We start from the raw sequence: 16826 nt of genomic DNA on the forward strand, positions 1-16826 counted from the left end.
GGACGCGGGTCGCTCCCCCGCGCTCAGAAACCGACCGCCGCGCCATCGCGGCGCGGATCGGAGGCGGCCACGTAGCCCTCGTGCTTCGGATCGCCGGCGCGCCAGATGAACTGCCCCGCACCGAAGTCCTGGTAACTGTCGTGGATGACCTCGGCCACATGGCCCCGGTCCAGCAGGGCTTGCAGTGTGGCGGGACTCATCTGCTGCTCGACGTTGATCGCCAAGCCCTGGTTGAAGCGCCAGCGCGGCGCATCGCAAGCGGCCTGCGGGCTCTGGCCGTGGTCGAGCATGCGCACCAGCGTCTGCACATGGCCTTGCGGCTGCATGTTCGCGCCCATCACGCCAAAGGACATCACGGGTTGCCCGTCACGCGTGAGGAAGGCCGGGATGATGGTGTGAAAGGGGCGCTTGCCCGGTGCCACCTGGTTGGGGCCGGGCAGCAATGAAAAACCGTGGCCCCGGTTCTGCAGGCTGATGCCGAAGGCAGGTTCCACGCAACCGGAGCCAAACCCCATGAAGTTGCTCTGGATGAAGCTGACCATCATGCCGTCCTCGTCGGCCGCGGTGAGGTAGATGGTGCCGCCTCGCGCCGGATTGCCGGCGCCGAAGTCCTGGGCGCGCCTGGGGTCGATGAGCCTGGCGCGGCTGGCCAGGTAGGCGTCGTCCAGCAGTTGCCCGGCGCTGACTTCCATGCTGCTGGCCTCGGCCACGTAGCGGTAGGTGTCGGCGAAGGCGAGCTTCATGGCCTCGATCTGCAGGTGCTGCGCGTCCGGTCCATCCACCGGCAGGCTGGCCAGGTCGAAATGCGCCAGGATGCCCAGCGCGATCAGCGCCGCGATGCCCTGCCCGCTGGGAGGTATTTCATGCAGGGTGTAGCCGCGGTAGACCTTGCTCAGCGGCGTGACCCACTCGGGCCGGTAGGCCGCAAGGTCTTCGGCCCGCAGCGCGCCTCCCTCCGCCTTGGCGAAGCGCGCCAGCGCCTGGGCGATCTCACCCTCGTAGAAGGCCGCGCCATGCGTGTCGGCGATCTGCCGCAAAGCCCGCGCCGCCGCAGGGAAGCGGAACAGCTCACCGACACGAGGCGCGCGCCCCCAGGGCAGGAAGGCCTGCGCAAAACCGGGCAGCGGGCCCAGCTCGGGCGTGGCGGCGGCCCATTTCTGCTGCACCACCACCGGCAGCAGGTAGCCACGTTCGGCGATCTCGATGGCCGGCTCCATCAGGTCCGCAAACGGCAGCCGGCCAAAGCGCTCCGAAAGCGCTACCCAACCCGCCACGGCGCCAGGCACCGTCACGCTGTCGATGCCGCGCTTGGGCGGCGTCTTGCCTCCCGCCCCGTGGCGACGGCGGAAGTAATCCACGCTCCAGGCCGCGGGCGCCGGCCCCGCCGCATTGAGGCCGTGCAGCGACTGCCCGTCCCACAGGATGGCGAAGGCATCGCTGCCCAGACCGTTGCTCACCGGTTCGCAGATGGTCATGGCCGCCGCGGCGGCCACCGCCGCATCCACCGCGTTGCCGCCCTTCCACAGCATGCGCAGGCCGGCCTGGGCCGCCAGCGGGTGCGAGGTGGCAACGACGTTGCGCGCGAAGACCGGGATGCGCGTGGAGGTGTAGGGGTTGTGGAAGTCGAATGGCATGGGCTGGAGATTAGCGCCAACAGGCTGTAACCTGCCGGTAACTGGTTTCATGGACAATTGAAACCAAATTACATGCCGGCGCCGGGCCGGCTGACCTGTCCCAACGGAGACCGCCTTCATGTCCTTGCGCGCCACCAAGATCGTTGCCACCCTCGGCCCTGCCTCCAGCGACCCCGACCTGCTCGAAAAAATGATCCGCGCCGGCGTGAACGTGGTGCGGCTCAACTTCTCGCACGGCACGGCACAGGACCACATCGACCGCGCGGAACTGGTGCGGGCTGCGGCACAGCGGGCCGGGCGTGAGGTGGGCATCATGGCCGACCTGCAGGGCCCCAAGATCCGGGTCGGCAAGTTCGCCCAGGGGAAGGTGCAGCTGGAGCCCGGTCAGACCTTCGTGCTCGATGCCTCGCGCACCGAGCCGGGTGACATCGAAGGCGTGGGGCTGGACTACAAGGAACTGCCGCGCGATGTGAAAGCGGGCGATACGCTGCTGCTCAACGACGGTCTGATCGTGCTTAAGGTGGACCGCGTGGCCGGGCCAGCGGTGCATACCACCGTCAAACTCGGCGGCGAGCTGTCCAACAACAAGGGCATCAACAAGCAGGGCGGCGGCCTCACCGCCCCGGCGCTGACCGCCAAGGACATGGACGACATCAAGACCGCCATGGGCCTGAAGGCGGATTACGTCGCCGTGAGCTTTCCGAAGAACGCGACCGATATGGAGCTCGCGCGCCAGCTTTGCAACGTGGCCGCCGCCTCCACCGGCCACCGGCCGGGTCTGATCGCCAAGATCGAGCGCGCCGAGGCCATTCCCGAACTGGCCAACATCCTCAAGGTGTCCGACGGCATCATGGTGGCGCGCGGCGATCTGGCTGTGGAGGTGGGCAACGCCGCCGTGCCTGCGCTGCAAAAGCACATGATCCAGCTCGCGCGCGAGATGGACAAGGTGGTGATCACCGCCACCCAGATGATGGAGTCCATGATCGTCAACCCGGTGCCCACGCGCGCCGAGGTAAGCGACGTGGCCAACGCGGTGCTGGACGGCACGGACGCGGTGATGCTCAGCGCGGAGACGGCGGCCGGCAAGTTCCCGCTGGAGACGGTGATGGAGATGGCCAACATCTGTTCCGAAGCGGAGAAGGCCGAGTTCCACGAACTGTCGGCCGACTTCCAGGGCAAGACCTTCAAGCGCATCGACCAGTCCATCGCCATGGGCGCGCTGTTCACCGCCCACCACCTGGGCGCCAAGGCCATCGTGGCACTCACCGACTCGGGCTCGACCGCGCTCTGGATGAGCCGGCACAACGTGCGCATGCCGATCTATGCGATGACCCCCAACCTGTCCACCCAGCGGCGCATGACGCTGTACCGCAACGTGCGCCCGCTGCTCATGGACAACAACTCCGACCGCGACAACGCCCTGCTCGACGCCGAGGCGCACCTCAGGAAGCGCGGCATCGTGCAGGCTGGCGACGTCTACGCCATCACCGTGGGCGAGCCCATGGGCCAGCCGGGTGGCACGAACACGCTCAAGATCTGCAGGGCGGGGTAGAAGGGGCACCCCCCTGCGCCGCTGCGCGGCTTCCCCCCTCCGTAGCGCGCCTTCGGCGCTTCGAGGGGGGACGATGCCTTGGGCCGGCGGAGCCGGACCCTCGGCATCTCTGGTCTGGGGCGCCTCGCTTCGCTCGCTGGGTGGTCTTGTGCCTGGGGGCGGACCCTTGGCTCTGTTGGGGCGCTCAGTCCAGGCGCAGGGAGACGCCGGTGACGAACATGGCGTCGCCTTTGCGCAGGGTGCCTCCTGGGTCGCTGTCGTAGCGGTAGCTCAGGCCCATGGTGAGGTTGACGGCCTGGGTCATGGCGACGGTGAGGCCGGTATCGAGTACGGCGCGGTACTTGCCTCGGTCGCGCAGGTCGGGGTAAAGGGCGAATTTCTGACGCAGGCTGGTGGTGTCGGTCAGTTTGTGGCTGGACTCTTCCGAGAGGACGAGCTCCATGCGGCCGTAGGTTCCGCGCACCGCGCCAGCGATGTCGGTGGGGGTGACGTAGCGGTCGTAGGTGTAGCCCAGACCGGCCGCCAAGTCGAAGAAGCCGCGCTCGTCGCGCCACACATGGCGGCCCAGGCCGGTGGCCAGCGAGGTCCGGCCAGCGATGTTGGCCAGCTTGTCGCGCAGGTACTCGCCCGCGCCAAAGCCGAACCAGTCGGGCGAGATGTCGCGGTTGTACTGGGTGCGCAGACCATATCGTTCGGTCGTGGCGACGCCGGCGCTGCGCGCATGGTCGGCCCTGGCGTCCCAGGTCCATTTGTCCCGCTCGGTCTGCCGGGCACCCTCGGCCGAGAGGTTGAGCGAACTGGCCCGGTTGTTGCCTGACGAGACGTTGGCCCCTGCCGTCAGCAGGTAGCGCCACTGGCCATCGGGTTTGAGCGTGACCTGGGCGTGGGTGAGTGCGGGTGCCAGCAGGGCGGTGGCTGCGACCGTGAATGTCGCGATGTGGAAACGGTGTGGCATGAAGGCCCTCCTTTCTTGTGTGTGTCGGGACGACGACATGCGGCAGCCGCCGTGCGGCTGCCACAAGAAAGAGGGATTCCCCGCGACCGCCAGACAGTTCCCCGCGGTTTTGTGAAAAATCGTGACCAACGCCTGCGGCGCTGGCTGGCCCCGGGGTCAGGAATGGACCGAAGGTGCCGGGGTCCGCATCGCGCGCCTGCGGTCGAACCAGGCGAAGCCCTGGAACACGACCAGGCCGCAGAGCGTGCCCAGGAGCAGGCCGGCTGCAATGTCGGAAACGAAGTGCAGCCCTAGAAACACACGGCTCCAGGCCACCAGCAGAGCCACACCGCCGGTGGCCAGCAGCCAGCGGCGGACGTGCCGCTGCGCGAGCAGACTGATGCCGACCGCCCAGGCCGTTGCCAGCGTGGTGTGGGCACTGGGAAAGCCGGAGGTGGCGGCGTGGGCGATCCACTGGTGGCCCAGTCCCAGTTCAAAGGGGCGCGCAGAGTGGAACATGTCCCGCAATCCACGCATCGCCAGCCAGGCCAGACCCATGGCCAGGCAGGCGCCCAGCCACTGGCGGTGCCGCAGGCGCCCGGCCAGCACCCAGGGCAGCGGCGCCAGGAACGCCAGCGCTGGCAGCCAGGCGCTGATCCAGCGGGCCAGGGCGATGAGTCCAGCGGGCGTGGCGTCGGTGGCGTTGATCCAGAGAAAGAGGGTGGTGTCGAGCTGCGTCATGGTCGGGCCTTGCGAAAGTCCGGCGCAGTCTTGCGCGCAGACATTAAGGCTGTGTGAAATGGCACAGCCCGCAGTCACCCCGCGCACGACCCGAAAGTTAAAATCGCCGGTTACACCACGGTTACCAACCCAACTCGACTTAGGGGAATCACATGGCGCTCGTTTCCATGCGCGAACTGCTCGACCACGCCGCCGAGAACGGCTACGGCATCCCGGCGTTCAACGTCAACAACCTCGAACAGGTCCAGGCCGTGATGGCCGCCGCCGATGAAGTCGGTGCGCCGGTGATCCTTCAGGCCAGCGCTGGCGCCCGCAAATACGCCGGCGAGCCCTTCATCAAGCACCTGATCCAGGCCGCGATGGAAGCCTACCCCCACATTCCGCTGGTGATGCACCAGGACCATGGCACCTCGCCCAAGGTCTGCGAAGGCGCGATCAACCTGGGCTTTGGCTCGGTGATGATGGACGGCTCGCTGATGGAAGACGGCAAGACGCCGGCCTCGTTCGACTACAACGTGGACGTGACCCGCAAGGTGGTCGACATGGCCCACAAGGTCGGCGTCACCGTGGAAGGTGAGCTGGGCTGCCTGGGCAACCTGGAAACCGGCGAGGCCGGCGAGGAAGACGGCATCGGCGCCGAAGGCAAGCTGGACCACAGCCAGATGCTGACCGACCCCGAGGAGGCCGCGGTGTTCGTCAAGGCCACGCAGCTCGACGCTCTGGCCATTGCCATCGGCACCAGCCACGGCGCCTACAAGTTCAGCCGCAAGCCCACCGGCGACATCCTGGCCATCAGCCGCGTGAAGGAAATTCACAAGCGCATCCCCAACACCCACCTGGTGATGCACGGCTCCTCCTCGGTGCCCGCCGAGTTGCTGGCCATCATCAACCAGTACGGCGGCAAGATGAAGGAGACCTACGGCGTGCCGGTGGAGGAGATCCAGGAAGCCATCAAGCACGGCGTGCGCAAGATCAACATCGACACCGACATCCGCCTGGCCATGACGGGCGCGGTGCGCAAGTTCCTGGCGGAGAACCCCGACAAGTTCGACGCCCGCGAATGGCTCAAGCCCGCGCGCGAAGCCGCCAAGCAGGTCTGCAAGGCGCGTTACCTGGAATTCGGCTGCGAAGGCCAGGGCAGCAAGATCAAGGGCGAGTCGCTGCAGGTGGTGGCGGCGAAGTACGCCCGCGGTGAACTTGCACAGGTGGTGAACTGAACTTGCGATAATCCACCGGAATGGTTCAAGGCCCGTTGACTGTTCAACGGGCCTTTTTCTTGTCCAGCCGCTTCTCTTCGCCGCCCCACTGCCATGCCCTCTTCCGCCCTGCACACTTCGGCCCTGACCTCCCTGCCCCTGCTGGCGCGCGGCAAGGTGCGCGACAACTACGCCGTGGGCGACGACCGCATCCTCATGGTGGCGAGCGACCGCATCAGCGCCTTCGACGTCATCATGGGCGAGCCCATTCCCGGCAAGGGCGAGCTGCTCACCCGCCTCTCGCTGTTCTGGTTCGACCAGCTCGGCCCCAAGGGCCTGAATATCTGCCCCATCCACCTGACGGGTGACGCGCCGGAAAGCGTGGTCTCGCCCCAGGAGGCGGCGCAGATCCGTGGCCGCTCCATGCTGGTGCAGCGGCTCAAGCCGATTCCGGTGGAAGCCGTGGTGCGGGGCTACCTGGCCGGCAGCGGGTGGAAGGAGTACCAGGAGAGCCGGTCGGTCTGCGGCGTGCCCCTGCCCGAAGGGCTGCAGAACGCGTCCCGCCTGCCCGAGCCGATCTACACGCCAGCGGCCAAGGCGGCCATGGGCGAGCACGACGAGAACATCACTTTCGAGCGCACGGTCGAGATGATCGGGCCCGAACTGGCCGCGCAGATCCGCGACGTGTCGATCGCCCTGTACAAGGCGGCAGCGGCCATCGCCCTGAAGAAGGGCATCATCATTGCCGACACCAAGTTCGAGTTCGGCCTGGACAAGGCGGGCCGGCTGGTGCTCATGGACGAGGTGCTCACGCCCGACAGCTCACGCTACTGGCCGGCCGAGAGCTATGTGGTGGGCCAGAACCCGCCGAGCTACGACAAGCAGTTCCTGCGCGACTGGCTGGAGACCGCGCAGGTGAGCGGCAAACCCTGGGACAAGACGCCACCCGCGCCGCGCCTGCCGCGCGAGGTGATCGAGAAGACCGCAGCCAAGTACCAGGAGGCACTGACGCGGCTGATGGGCTGAGCGGGCGGCAGCCCGCGTTCGGCTCAGCTCAGCACCACGCTGGAGAGGCGGCGGCGGTAGGTGGCCACCGTCGGGTCCTCCGGCGGCACCTGGCCCTCGGCCACCTTGGCCTTGGGCGGCTCGATGATGTCGAGGATGGCGATGTAGGTCTTGCGCGCCAGGTCCTCGTTCCAGGCCTTGTCGCGCATCAGGATCTCCAGCAGCTCATCCATCGCGGCGGTCCACTGGTTGTAGGCCATGAGCAGTTGCGCGAGCGCGAAGCGCGAGGCGAAGTCGCGCTTGTTGGCCGCGATCGCGGCCCGCAGTTCGGCGGCGCGCGCATCCGGATTGGCCACCTCGGCCTGGGCGTCGCGCGCAGCCATCCAGCGCTGCAGCGAATCCAGGCGGCGCACGCCTGCGGCCTTGGCGATCACCGGCGCAAAAGCCACCTTGGCGTCGTCGTCCTGGCCGAGTTCGAGCAGCAGCTTCACCAGGTCGAAACGCGCGTCGTCGTTGTCGGGCGCAGACTCCACAGCTTGCTGCAATTTTTCCAGAGCGCTGGAGAGGTCGCCCTCGGCCAGCGCATCCTGCGCGTCGGCTTCGGCCTCCTCGGCCTGCAGTTCCTCGGCGCTGGGCAGGTGCTTGTCCAGGAAGGCCTTGATCTGGCCCTCGGGCAAAGCGCCCATGAAGCCGTCGACCGGCTGCCCGTTCTTGAGCAGCACGCAGGTGGGAATGCTGCGGATGCCGAAGGCGGCGGCGAGTTGCTGTTCCTGGTCGGAATCGATCTTCACCAGCTTGAAACGCCCGGCGTAGTCCGCCTCAAGCTTTTCCAGCAGCGGTCCGATCACCTTGCAAGGGCCGCACCAGGGCGCCCAGAAGTCCACCAGCACGGGGGTGGTTTGCGAAGCTTCGATGACTTCGGCTTCAAAGTTGGCGATGGTGACGTCGATCATGGGGGAGGCCTGGCTGATGGCACGCGCGGGATGCGCGGCACGCAAACGTAAAATCGACACTTTACCGGAGAGCGCCCTGCATCGGCATGCGCGCCACCGCCCGGCCCCTCAACGGGGTCGCATCGGCCATAGGCACTTTCATGAACCCCATCCAAGTGGGCGTGGTCATGGGCTCCAGCAGCGACTGGGACACCATGCAGCACGCCGTGCAGATCCTGCAGGACTTCGGTGTCGCGCACGAGGCGCGCGTCGTTTCGGCCCACCGCATGCCCGACGACATGTTCGCGTACGCCGAGAGCGCGGCCGACCGGGGCCTGAAGGCCATCATCGCGGGCGCGGGCGGCGCCGCCCACCTGCCGGGCATGCTGGCGGCCAAGACCGTGGTACCGGTGCTCGGCGTGCCGGTGGCCAGCAAGCACCTCAGCGGCGTGGACTCCCTGCACAGCATCGTGCAGATGCCCAAGGGCGTGCCGGTGGCCACCTTCGCCATCGGCGCGGCCGGCGCGGCCAACGCGGCGCTGTTCGCCGTCGCATTGCTCGCCAACGAGAACCCCGCGCTGCGCCAGCGCCTGCAGGCCTTTCGCGCCGAGCAGACCGCCGCTGCCCGCGCCATGACCCTGCCAACCCCATGAACACCGCCAAGACCCTTCTGCCCGGTGCCGCCACGCCCAGCGGGCAGCCCATCACGCTGGGCGTGATGGGTGGCGGGCAACTCGGGCGCATGTTCGTGCAGGCCGCGCAGGCCATGGGCTTCACCACCGCCGTGCTCGACCCCGACCCGGCCAGTCCGGCCGGCCTGATCAGCCACCACCACATCCGCACACCCTACGCCGACGAGCAAGGACTCGCGCAGCTCGCCCAGCGCTGCGAGGCCATCACCACCGAATTCGAGAACGTCCCCGCGCAGGCCTTGACCACGCTGGCCGCGCAGCGCACGGTCGCGCCGTCGGCCGCCTGCGTGGCGGTGGCGCAGGACCGGCTCAGGGAGAAGGCTCATTTCCTGCAGTGCGCGTCCACCAGCGGCGTGAGTCCGGCCCCGCACGCGGCCATCACCACCGATGCGCAACTCGCCGCCGTGCCAGACGACCTGCTGCCCGGCATTCTCAAGACCGTGCGCATGGGCTACGACGGCAAGGGGCAGGCCCGCGTGGCCACACGCGCAGAACTGGCCGCTGCCTGGGATGCCATGGACAAGGTGCCCTGCGTGCTGGAGAAGCGCCTGCCCCTGCATGCCGAGTGCTCGGTCATCGTGGCGCGCGGTGCCGACGGCCAGGTGGTGAGTTTCCCGGTGCAGAAAAACACCCACCGCGATGGCATCCTGGCGCTGACCGAGGTGCATGAGGGCACGCTGGACCCGGCGCTGGCGCAGCGCGCGCAGGCCAGCACGGTGGCCATCGCCAGCCAGCTCCGGTACGTCGGCGTGCTCTGCGTCGAGTATTTCGTGGTGCAGGCCCGCGATGGCACGCTCGACCTGGTCGTCAATGAAATGGCACCGCGCCCGCACAACAGCGGCCATTACACGCAGAACGCCTGCGACATATCCCAGTTCGAGGCACAGGTGCGCGCCCTGGCCGGCCTGCCGCTGCCCACGCCACGCCAGCACAGCCCCGCCATCATGGTCAACCTGCTGGGCGATCTCTGGTTCGAGGCCAACGCGGTGCGCACTCAGCGCAGCGACCGGCCTGTGACGCCGCCCTGGGCCCAGGTGCTGGCGCTGCCGGGCACCCACCTGCACCTGTACGGCAAGCTCAATGCACGCCCGGGCCGCAAGATGGGCCACCTCAACGTCACCGGCGCCAGCGTGGCGCAGGTGCGCGACACGGCGTCCCGCGCACTGGCACTGCTGGGCCTGGAAGGCCTGGCGGCTGGCGCGGCGCGCTGAGCAGAAACGACCCCGTTCCATGCCGCTGCTGCTGCCTGCCGACGACCCCGCCGCCATCGACACCGCGGCGCGGCGGCTGGCAGCCGGGTCCCTGGTGGGCATGCCCACCGAGACCGTCTATGGCCTGGCGGCCGACGCCGACAACGCCACGGCGGTGCACCGCATCTTCGAGGCCAAGGGCCGGCCCAGTGACCACCCACTGATCGTGCACCTGGCCGCGGATGGCCGCACCGGCGTGGACCACTACGCCCGCGCGGTGCCGCCGTTCGCCACGGCATTGATGCGGGCCTTCTGGCCGGGACCGCTCACCCTGATCCTGCCGCGCCGTGAAGGCGTGGCCGCGGTGGCCGCCGGCGGCCAGGACTCCATCGGCCTGCGCTGCCCATCCCATCCGGTGGCCCAGGCGCTGCTGAGCGTCGCGGCAAGCCACGGCGTCACCGGCATCGCCGCGCCCAGCGCCAACCGCTTCGGGCGCGTGAGCCCGACCACCGCGGCGCACGTGGCCGAGGAATTCGCCGCGCTGGCGGACGAGGACCTGCTCATCCTTGACGGCGGTGCCTGCCCGGTCGGCATCGAGTCCACCATCGTCGATGCCACGCGCGGGCAGCCGGTGCTGCTGCGTCCCGGCATGATCACCGTCGCCCAGCTAGAGGCGGCCTGCGGCCAGCCGGTGCGCGCGCGCGACGAGGCCGCGCCCCGCGCCTCGGGCACGCTCGAATCCCACTACGCGCCGCGCGCCAAGGTGCGGCTGATGGACGCGCCCGCCCTGCAGGCCGCGCTCGACGTGCTGGGCGCCGACGCGCGCCACATCGGCGTCTATGCGCGCAGTCCGCTCAAGGCGGCACGCGGTGTCGCGCTGCGCCGCATGCCCGACGATGCGGCGCGCAGCGCGCAGGAGCTTTTTGCCGTCCTGCGCGAGATCGACGCCAGCGGCGTGCGCCTGATCTGGGTGGAAACACCCCCTGCGGACCCGGCCTGGGACGGCGTGCGCGACCGCCTGCAGCGCGCCGCCGCCTGACGCCCGCGCGCGCTGCCCCTCCCTACTTCCAGCCCTTGGCTTCCAGGGCCTGCACCACCAGGTTGCCCATCAATTCGTTGGTGCGTGGGGTGCCGTGGAAGTTGTCGGAGAAGACATAGGTCCGCCACCAGTCCGGCCCGGTCTCGCCCACCGGTGGCGCGGCGCTGAGCGAAGCCGCGGTGCAAGTGGCGATGCTGTAGGTCGGCAGGCCCTGGCCGTCCACGCCCGTGGCGGGACAGGCTGGCGTGGTGGTGTTCGTCAGGCCGTAGGTGGCTGGCGTATCCAGCCATTTGTTGAATTCGGCGTAGAAGTCCACCACCGCCACGCGGCTGTTGCCGTTGAAGCGGGCCTTGAGCTGGGTGTTGAAGGCCACCACCCACTGGTTCACCACCGCCTTGACCTGTGCCGCCGCAGCCGGGCTGCTGGCCATGCTCACGCCCGCGAGCACGGCCAGGAAGCGCGGCGTGCGCGTGATGTCGGGCGCGGTGATCACGACGATGCGCTGCGCATCGCGGTTCAGCGCCTCCGTGGTGAGGGCGTCGGCCAGGGTGTTCGCCAGTTGGGTGGCGTAGGCCGCGCCCAAGGCCTCCAGCGAAGCAGCAGCCCCTATTTCAGCGGGGGTCAGCAACTCACCGGCCAGCGCCAGGAACGCGGCCCCGGCATCGCCGGCCGCGCCCAGGTAGGCGCCCGTGAGGTCGGCCAGGTCGTTGCCACCGCCGTCGGCCAGCAGCAGGTCCTCGGGGTTGTACAGCGGCTGCTGGGTGCGCAGGTCCTTGAGCTGCTGGACCACGGAAAAGGGCGTGGTGTCGTCTGCGGTACCCGAAGGGTTGATGCGGCCGCCGCCGACGCCGTAGCTGGTGCAGGCGGTCGCGCCCGCGTTGAGCACCACGGTGGAGGGGCCCGTCGCCTGGTAGCGCGGGCACAGGCCCGATACCGCCACGGCCGCGGCCACCTGGTCGGTCCAGATCAGGCTGGGCGCCGCCACCGTGCCCTGCACGGTGAACTTGATGCCGAAGGTGCCGCTGTCGTTGAGGCTGTCGCCCACCACCTTCACCGAGGACGTCCGCGGCGGGGTTGGCGAGGGTGGGGTCGGCGAAGAGCTGTCATCGCCTCCGCCACAGGCCACCAGAACCACAGCAAGAGTCGCCATCAGAGGCGCCAGACGGGTACGGAACAGCATGGTTTGTCTCCAGAGCAGGCTTTGAATCGAACGATCGTTCGATTCAAAGCTTAGACAGCCCACCCCGTCGCCCCTACAGGGTTAACCACGGGTGGAGACCGCCGTGGGTCGCGTGTGCGTCAGCGCCGGTCGTCCTTGCCGCCGTAGCGCAGCTTCATCACGAGGATGGTCAGGGCGAGCGCCAGCGTGATGGCATTGGCCACCACCACCGGCCAGGCCGCCAGGCTCAGGCCGTACAGGAGCCAGAGCGCCACGCCGAGCGTGAAGACGCTGTACATGCCCAGCGAGATGCCGCTCACATCGCGCGAGCGAAAAGTCAGCCAGGCCTGGGGAACGAAGCTCACGGTCGTGAGGAAGGCCGCCGCGAAGCCGATGAACTCGCTGGTCTGCATGTCCGGGGTTCAGTCCTGCTGGGCCGCTGCCCAGTCCAGCAGCGCGTCCAGGGCGGGCCGCGCGGCCGGCGCGTTGGGGTGGTTGATGAACCCCACCACCGCGTAGCGCGCGCCGTTGGCTGCCTGTACGTAGCCAGCGATGCCGGTGACGTCGCGCAGGGTGCCGGTCTTGATGAAGGCGTTGCCACGGGCCAGGCTGCCCGGGCTGCGCGACAGGCGCGACGCCGTGCCGTTGACACCCGCCACCGAGAGCGACTGCACGAACTGCGCCCCTTTGGGGTGCGTGGCGGCGTGGCGCAGCAGCGTGGCCAGCGCCTCGGGGGTGATGCGCTCGTCGCGCGAGAGACCGGAGCCGTTGTCCAGCACCGGCGCGGGCGTGCGCGGACCGAAGGTGCGCTGCCACCATTGCGCGAGCACTTCACGGGACCGCTCGAAACGGCCGGGCTGCGCTGGCTGCCACTGTCGGCTGGCGATGCTGCCTTCGGTGGCGTAGTTCACCGGCGGCAACTGGCCCAGTGTGAGGAACAGCTGCTGCGCCATCACGTTGTTGCTCCACTGGTTCACGTCCACGATGATCTCGGCCAGTGGCAGGGACGGTGCCTCGTACAGCAGTTGCGCACCCGGTGGCGTGAGTCCGCTGCGCACCCCGCCAGTGATGGCACCGCCCGCGGAGCGCCACATGCCCTCCAGCGCACGGGCGGCGTAGCTCGAAGGGTCCTGGTAGGCAACCGGCCACTTGAGTTCGCCGCAGCTCAGGGGATAGCGGCCCTCGAAGCGGATGCTGTTGGCGTCGTCGAAGCGCGCCCGCAGGCCGCCGCGCCAGTCGCCACAGGCACCGCTGCGGGCCAGCGGCACGCTGGCGTCGATGGCCAGGCGGGCCATGGGCGGTTCGCTGAGCACCTGCGCCACGCCATTCACCGGGTCGGGCCGGAAAGTGAGGATGACCGACTTGAAGTTGACCAGCAGCGCATCCGGCGAGGCGTTGTAAGGACGCAGGGCCTCGCCGTCGAAGGCCCCGGGATCAATGGCCGGCAGCTCGAAGGCACTGTGGTCGAGCACCATGTCGCCCAGGATGACCTGCACGCCCAGGTCCTGCAGCTTGAAGAAGGCCTGCAGGATGCGCTCAAGCACCAGCTTGGGGTCGCCGCCGCCGCGCACGTACAGGTTGCCGCGCAACACGCCGTTCTCGATGGAGCCGTCGGTCAGGAAGCGCGTGGCCCAGGTGAAGTCCGGCCCCAGCATGTCGATGGCCGCATAGGTGGTGACCAGCTTCATCACCGACGCTGGGTTGACCGGTACGTCGGCGCGGTAGCGCAGGCGGTCCTGGCCGCCCGGCTCCACCGGCACCACCAGCGCCGACAAGGCACTGGCCGGCACCTGCGCCCGCTGCAGCGCGGCCAGCACACCCGGCGGCAGGGAAGCCCCGCTGGCGCTGGCAGCCGTTTGCGCGCCAACGGGCAGGCCCCACGAGAAGGCCAGCAGACCAAGGAGCAGGGCAACGAAACGTACGAAAGCTTGGGGCATGGCTGTCCGATTATGGAACGCCTCGGCCAGCGGATGCTGCTGCCGCTGCGCCATTGAGGCGCGGGCGAGACAGGCCGCACGCCGCCACCGGCGCCAGAGGGTGGCCGATAATCCCCGGATGCCCTTTTCCCGACTGCTTGCCATCGAAACCAGCACCGACACGCTCTCGGTCGCCGTCGGCTCGGGTGAGGCCACCGGTCCCTGCTGGCAGCACACGGGGCCCGGTGGCGCACAGGCATCGGCCACGCTGCTGCCGCTGGTGCAAGCGCTGCTGGCCCAGGCCGGCTGGCCGCTCGCCAGCCTGGATGCGGTGGTCTTCGGCCGCGGTCCCGGTTCGTTCACCGGCCTGCGCACCGCCTGCGCCGTGGCCCAGGGACTGGCCTACGGCGCGCGCAGTCCGTCCGGCCTGCCGGTACTGCCCGTGGACACCCTGCTGGCGCTGGCCGAAGAGGCGCGCTGGACGCAGGCCGCGCAGGGTCTGCCGGCGGCAGACACGATCGTCGCTCTGCTCGATGCCCGCATGGGCGAGCTCTACGTGGCGCCCTATGCCCGGGAATCGGACGGCCTGCGCGCCACCGCGCCTGTGCGCCTGTGCGCCCCGGCCGACCTGCCCGCCTACCTGGACGCCCATGTGCCCGCCGCGCACCGCGTGCTGCTGGCCGGCAACGCGCGCGCGGCCTATCCGGACGCGCTGGGCCGGCTTGCCAGCGACCACCTCGCCGTGCTGCCCACCGCCACGGCCTTGCTGCGGCTGGCGCAGCCCCTGCTGACCGCGGGTGCTGCGGTCGCCGCGCGCGACGCATGGCCCTTGTACGTGCGCGACAAGGTGGCGCTGACCACGGCCGAGCGGGAATCACCGCGCGCGGAGGCCCGCCCGTGAACAGCGGCTGGAGCACCCTGCCCGCGCCCGGCGACGCACTGCCCGCTTGGGCCAGCGGCCTGTGGCCAGGACCGGCGCTGCCGCTGCGGCCGGCCGCTGACGCGGCGACCCCTGCGGCGCAGCGCCGCGTGACCTTCACCCCCATGAAGGAAACCGACCTCGACGCGGTGCATGGGGTGGAGACGCGCGCCTACGCACACCCCTGGTCCCGCAAGCACTTCAAGGACTCTCTGCAGGCCGGTTACCCGGCGGTGATGCTGATGGGCGAAGCCTTGCCGCACGAACGCGAGCAGGCCCTGCGGCTGCTGGGCTACCTGGTGGCAATGCCTGGTGTGGACGAAGTCCACCTGCTCAACATCACCATCGCCCCGGAGCACCAGCGCCAGGGCTGGGCGCGCTTCATGCTGGACGCCCTGGTGCTCTGGTCACGCGGCCAGAACGCGCAGTGGCTCTGGCTGGAGGTGCGTCAGGGCAACACACCCGCGCGCCAACTCTATGAACGCTATGGGTTCCGCCAGGTCGGCCTGCGCAAGGCCTATTACCCCAACGGCCACTTCCAGCGCGAGGACGCGGTGGTCATGAGCCTGCGGCTGGACAACCCCGCTGGCGAGGGCTCCACGCCATGAGCCAGGCCCCCGATACCTCCTTCGTGCCACGGCTGGACGCCCGCCAGCGCGCCATGCTCGCGGAAATGGGCGTGCGCGTATGGGCGCCCAGGACGCGACCCACCGGCGCCGCAGAGGCAACCTCCGAGCCGCCCGTGGCAGCGCCACGACCCGCCCCCGCACCAGTCGCGGCCGCATCCCCACCAGCAGCCACCGGCCTGCCCGTGCCTGCAACGGTCATGGCGCAGCGCCCCGCGCGGGCCGGTGAAGTGCAGTCCATGGACTGGGCCACGCTGCGCGAGACGGTGGCCCAGTGCCAGGCCTGCGGGCTGTGCAAGAGCCGAAAGAACACGGTCTTCGGCGTGGGAGACGAACAGGCCGACTGGATGATCGTCGGCGAAGCACCGGGTGAAAACGAAGACCTGCGTGGCGAACCTTTCGTGGGCGCGGCCGGCCAGTTGCTGGACAACATGCTGCTCGCCACCGGCCGCAGCCGCGATGGCCGCGGCGCGGAAGGCGCCTACATCGCCAACGTCCTCAAATGCCGCCCACCGGCCAACCGCAATCCGCAGCCCGAGGAAGTGGTGCAGTGCGAGCCCTACCTGGCACGCCAGGTCGCGCTGGTCAAGCCCCGCGTCATCGTGGCCATGGGCCGCTTCGCGGTGCAGTCGCTGCTCAAGACCACGGAACCCATAGGCCGGCTGCGCGGACGCGTGCACCGTTACGAAGGCGTGCCGGTGATCGTGAGCTACCACCCAGCCTACCTGCTGCGCACCCCTCTCGACAAGGGCAAGGCCTGGGCAGACCTCTGCCTGGCCATGCACGTCATGGAGCAACCGCCTGCGGGCGACTGAAGGGGCCATGTTCACCTACGTCTGCCTGGGCACCAACGACGCACCGCGTGCCGCCGCCTTCTACGACGCGGTGCTCGCACCGCTGGGCCTGCAGCGGGTGGACACCAGCGGCGAACCCGACTGGGAAGGCTGGCATGGCTGGGGCACCTACGAAGACCAAGGCGCGCGTGAAGTCGCGCTCTGGCTGTGCCCGCCGTTCGATGGACGCGCCGCCACCGTGGGCAACGGCACCATGGTGGCCTTGCGCGCCCGCAGCTGGAAAGCCGTGGACGCGTTCCATGCACAGGCGCTGGTGCATGGCGGACGCAGTGAAGGCGAGCCCGGCCTGCGGCCCCAGTACAACCCGGACTTCTACGCGGCCTACGTGCGCGATCCCGACGGTCACAAGCTGGCCGCGGTATGCAGGGGCTTCACGGCGCCGCAGGGCGCCTGAGACCTGTCCCGTTGTGCCGTGCGGGCTGCGCGCGCATGGACAC

17 protein-coding genes are annotated in these 16826 nt (G+C 69.3%); 10 read left to right on the forward strand and 7 right to left on the reverse strand.

Going from position 1 to position 16826, the window contains the following annotated elements:
• Positions 1 to 23: 23 nt before the first annotated feature.
• Positions 24 to 1634 carry a gamma-glutamyltransferase family protein gene (locus KIT53_RS09480; protein WP_297751134.1) on the reverse strand — a complete coding sequence of 537 codons (1611 nt, stop codon included), beginning with the start codon at positions 1632 to 1634 and terminating at the stop codon, positions 24 to 26.
• A 118-nt stretch (positions 1635 to 1752) separates the two neighbouring features.
• Between KIT53_RS09480 and pyk the strand changes: the two genes are divergently transcribed.
• On the forward strand, positions 1753 to 3186 hold the full coding sequence (pyk, locus tag KIT53_RS09485; RefSeq protein ID WP_297751136.1) for a pyruvate kinase: 1434 nt from the start codon (positions 1753 to 1755) through the stop codon (positions 3184 to 3186).
• A gap of 184 nt (positions 3187 to 3370) precedes the next feature.
• On the opposite strand, the gene KIT53_RS09490 is transcribed toward pyk, so the two are convergent.
• Complete coding sequence (locus KIT53_RS09490; RefSeq protein WP_297751138.1) at positions 3371 to 4141, reverse strand: DUF481 domain-containing protein; 771 nt, start codon at positions 4139 to 4141, stop codon at positions 3371 to 3373.
• A 156-nt stretch (positions 4142 to 4297) separates the two neighbouring features.
• Positions 4298 to 4861, reverse strand: coding sequence for a phosphatase PAP2 family protein (locus KIT53_RS09495; RefSeq protein ID WP_297751140.1), 564 nt, complete (start codon positions 4859 to 4861; stop codon positions 4298 to 4300).
• 152 nt (positions 4862 to 5013) lie between these two features.
• Between KIT53_RS09495 and fba the strand changes: the two genes are divergently transcribed.
• A complete protein-coding gene (fba, locus tag KIT53_RS09500) occupies positions 5014 to 6078 on the forward strand; it encodes a class II fructose-bisphosphate aldolase (RefSeq protein WP_297751144.1) in 1065 nt (354 codons plus the stop codon).
• A 93-nt stretch (positions 6079 to 6171) separates the two neighbouring features.
• Positions 6172 to 7083, forward strand: a complete 912-nt coding sequence (locus tag KIT53_RS09505) for a phosphoribosylaminoimidazolesuccinocarboxamide synthase (RefSeq protein WP_297751146.1) — start codon at positions 6172 to 6174, stop codon at positions 7081 to 7083.
• A gap of 23 nt (positions 7084 to 7106) precedes the next feature.
• Here the strand turns inward: KIT53_RS09505 and trxA are convergent, their stop codons facing one another.
• Positions 7107 to 8015, reverse strand: coding sequence for a thioredoxin (gene trxA / locus KIT53_RS09510; RefSeq protein WP_297751148.1), 909 nt, complete (start codon positions 8013 to 8015; stop codon positions 7107 to 7109).
• 140 nt (positions 8016 to 8155) lie between these two features.
• Here trxA and purE point away from each other — a divergent pair, with 140 nt between their 5' ends.
• Genes purE through KIT53_RS09525 form a run of 3 tightly spaced genes read left to right on the forward strand, consistent with a single transcriptional unit; the run spans position 8156 to position 10915 of the window.
• On the forward strand, positions 8156 to 8647 hold the full coding sequence (purE, locus tag KIT53_RS09515) for a 5-(carboxyamino)imidazole ribonucleotide mutase (protein WP_297751150.1): 492 nt from the start codon (positions 8156 to 8158) through the stop codon (positions 8645 to 8647).
• Positions 8644 to 9897: a 5-(carboxyamino)imidazole ribonucleotide synthase gene (locus KIT53_RS09520; RefSeq protein WP_297751152.1), complete on the forward strand. Its 1254-nt coding sequence runs from the start codon at positions 8644 to 8646 to the stop codon at positions 9895 to 9897. Before purE ends, KIT53_RS09520 begins: the two co-directional genes overlap by 4 nt.
• Positions 9898 to 9916: 19 nt before the next feature.
• Positions 9917 to 10915: an L-threonylcarbamoyladenylate synthase gene (locus KIT53_RS09525; protein WP_297751155.1), complete on the forward strand. Its 999-nt coding sequence runs from the start codon at positions 9917 to 9919 to the stop codon at positions 10913 to 10915.
• 22 nt (positions 10916 to 10937) lie between these two features.
• Here the strand turns inward: KIT53_RS09525 and KIT53_RS09530 are convergent, their stop codons facing one another.
• The 3 genes from KIT53_RS09530 to dacB all read right to left on the reverse strand — a co-directional run bounded on the left by KIT53_RS09530 (position 10938) and on the right by dacB (position 14011).
• Positions 10938 to 12095 (reverse strand): SGNH/GDSL hydrolase family protein, encoded by a 1158-nt coding sequence (locus KIT53_RS09530; RefSeq protein WP_297751158.1) that lies wholly within the window; start codon positions 12093 to 12095, stop codon positions 10938 to 10940.
• Between the two features lie 119 nt (positions 12096 to 12214).
• Positions 12215 to 12487, reverse strand: a complete 273-nt coding sequence (locus tag KIT53_RS09535) for a SemiSWEET transporter (RefSeq protein ID WP_297751162.1) — start codon at positions 12485 to 12487, stop codon at positions 12215 to 12217.
• Positions 12488 to 12496: 9 nt separating this feature from the next.
• Positions 12497 to 14011, reverse strand: coding sequence for a D-alanyl-D-alanine carboxypeptidase/D-alanyl-D-alanine-endopeptidase (gene dacB / locus KIT53_RS09540; protein WP_297751165.1), 1515 nt, complete (start codon positions 14009 to 14011; stop codon positions 12497 to 12499).
• Positions 14012 to 14129: 118 nt separating this feature from the next.
• Here dacB and tsaB point away from each other — a divergent pair, with 118 nt between their 5' ends.
• The 4 genes from tsaB to KIT53_RS09560 all read left to right on the forward strand — a co-directional run bounded on the left by tsaB (position 14130) and on the right by KIT53_RS09560 (position 16783).
• Positions 14130 to 14891: a tRNA (adenosine(37)-N6)-threonylcarbamoyltransferase complex dimerization subunit type 1 TsaB gene (gene tsaB / locus KIT53_RS09545; protein ID WP_297751168.1), complete on the forward strand. Its 762-nt coding sequence runs from the start codon at positions 14130 to 14132 to the stop codon at positions 14889 to 14891.
• Between the two features lie 143 nt (positions 14892 to 15034).
• Entirely contained in the window at positions 15035 to 15517 is a 483-nt protein-coding gene (gene rimI / locus KIT53_RS09550; RefSeq protein ID WP_297751350.1) for a ribosomal protein S18-alanine N-acetyltransferase, read from the forward strand.
• A complete protein-coding gene (locus KIT53_RS09555) occupies positions 15514 to 16350 on the forward strand; it encodes a uracil-DNA glycosylase (protein WP_297751172.1) in 837 nt (278 codons plus the stop codon). The genes rimI and KIT53_RS09555 overlap by 4 nt, the downstream gene beginning before the upstream one ends.
• Positions 16351 to 16357: 7 nt before the next feature.
• Positions 16358 to 16783, forward strand: coding sequence for a VOC family protein (locus KIT53_RS09560; protein ID WP_297751175.1), 426 nt, complete (start codon positions 16358 to 16360; stop codon positions 16781 to 16783).
• The last annotated feature ends 43 nt before the right edge of the window (positions 16784 to 16826 follow it).

The organism is Hydrogenophaga sp. (assembly GCF_026125785.1).
Taxonomy (GTDB): domain Bacteria; phylum Pseudomonadota; class Gammaproteobacteria; order Burkholderiales; family Burkholderiaceae_C; genus Hydrogenophaga.

What these genes read in the sequence shown, in the direction of transcription:
- fba (WP_297751144.1), top strand. Translation starts at nt 5,014, where the DNA reads ATGGCGCTCGTTTCCATGCGCGAACTGCTCGACCACGCCGCCGAGAAC.
- tsaB (WP_297751168.1), top strand. Translation starts at nt 14,130, where the DNA reads ATGCCCTTTTCCCGACTGCTTGCCATCGAAACCAGCACCGACACGCTC.
- KIT53_RS09530 (WP_297751158.1), bottom strand. Translation starts at nt 12,095, where the DNA reads ATGCTGTTCCGTACCCGTCTGGCGCCTCTGATGGCGACTCTTGCTGTG.
- purE (WP_297751150.1), top strand. Translation starts at nt 8,156, where the DNA reads ATGAACCCCATCCAAGTGGGCGTGGTCATGGGCTCCAGCAGCGACTGG.
- KIT53_RS09525 (WP_297751155.1), top strand. Translation starts at nt 9,917, where the DNA reads ATGCCGCTGCTGCTGCCTGCCGACGACCCCGCCGCCATCGACACCGCG.
- rimI (WP_297751350.1), top strand. Translation starts at nt 15,035, where the DNA reads ATGAAGGAAACCGACCTCGACGCGGTGCATGGGGTGGAGACGCGCGCC.
- KIT53_RS09560 (WP_297751175.1), top strand. Translation starts at nt 16,358, where the DNA reads ATGTTCACCTACGTCTGCCTGGGCACCAACGACGCACCGCGTGCCGCC.
- KIT53_RS09520 (WP_297751152.1), top strand. Translation starts at nt 8,644, where the DNA reads ATGAACACCGCCAAGACCCTTCTGCCCGGTGCCGCCACGCCCAGCGGG.
- KIT53_RS09555 (WP_297751172.1), top strand. Translation starts at nt 15,514, where the DNA reads ATGAGCCAGGCCCCCGATACCTCCTTCGTGCCACGGCTGGACGCCCGC.
- KIT53_RS09535 (WP_297751162.1), bottom strand. Translation starts at nt 12,487, where the DNA reads ATGCAGACCAGCGAGTTCATCGGCTTCGCGGCGGCCTTCCTCACGACC.
- dacB (WP_297751165.1), bottom strand. Translation starts at nt 14,011, where the DNA reads ATGCCCCAAGCTTTCGTACGTTTCGTTGCCCTGCTCCTTGGTCTGCTG.
- KIT53_RS09490 (WP_297751138.1), bottom strand. Translation starts at nt 4,141, where the DNA reads ATGCCACACCGTTTCCACATCGCGACATTCACGGTCGCAGCCACCGCC.
- KIT53_RS09505 (WP_297751146.1), top strand. Translation starts at nt 6,172, where the DNA reads ATGCCCTCTTCCGCCCTGCACACTTCGGCCCTGACCTCCCTGCCCCTG.
- trxA (WP_297751148.1), bottom strand. Translation starts at nt 8,015, where the DNA reads ATGATCGACGTCACCATCGCCAACTTTGAAGCCGAAGTCATCGAAGCT.
- KIT53_RS09480 (WP_297751134.1), bottom strand. Translation starts at nt 1,634, where the DNA reads ATGCCATTCGACTTCCACAACCCCTACACCTCCACGCGCATCCCGGTC.
- pyk (WP_297751136.1), top strand. Translation starts at nt 1,753, where the DNA reads ATGTCCTTGCGCGCCACCAAGATCGTTGCCACCCTCGGCCCTGCCTCC.
- KIT53_RS09495 (WP_297751140.1), bottom strand. Translation starts at nt 4,861, where the DNA reads ATGACGCAGCTCGACACCACCCTCTTTCTCTGGATCAACGCCACCGAC.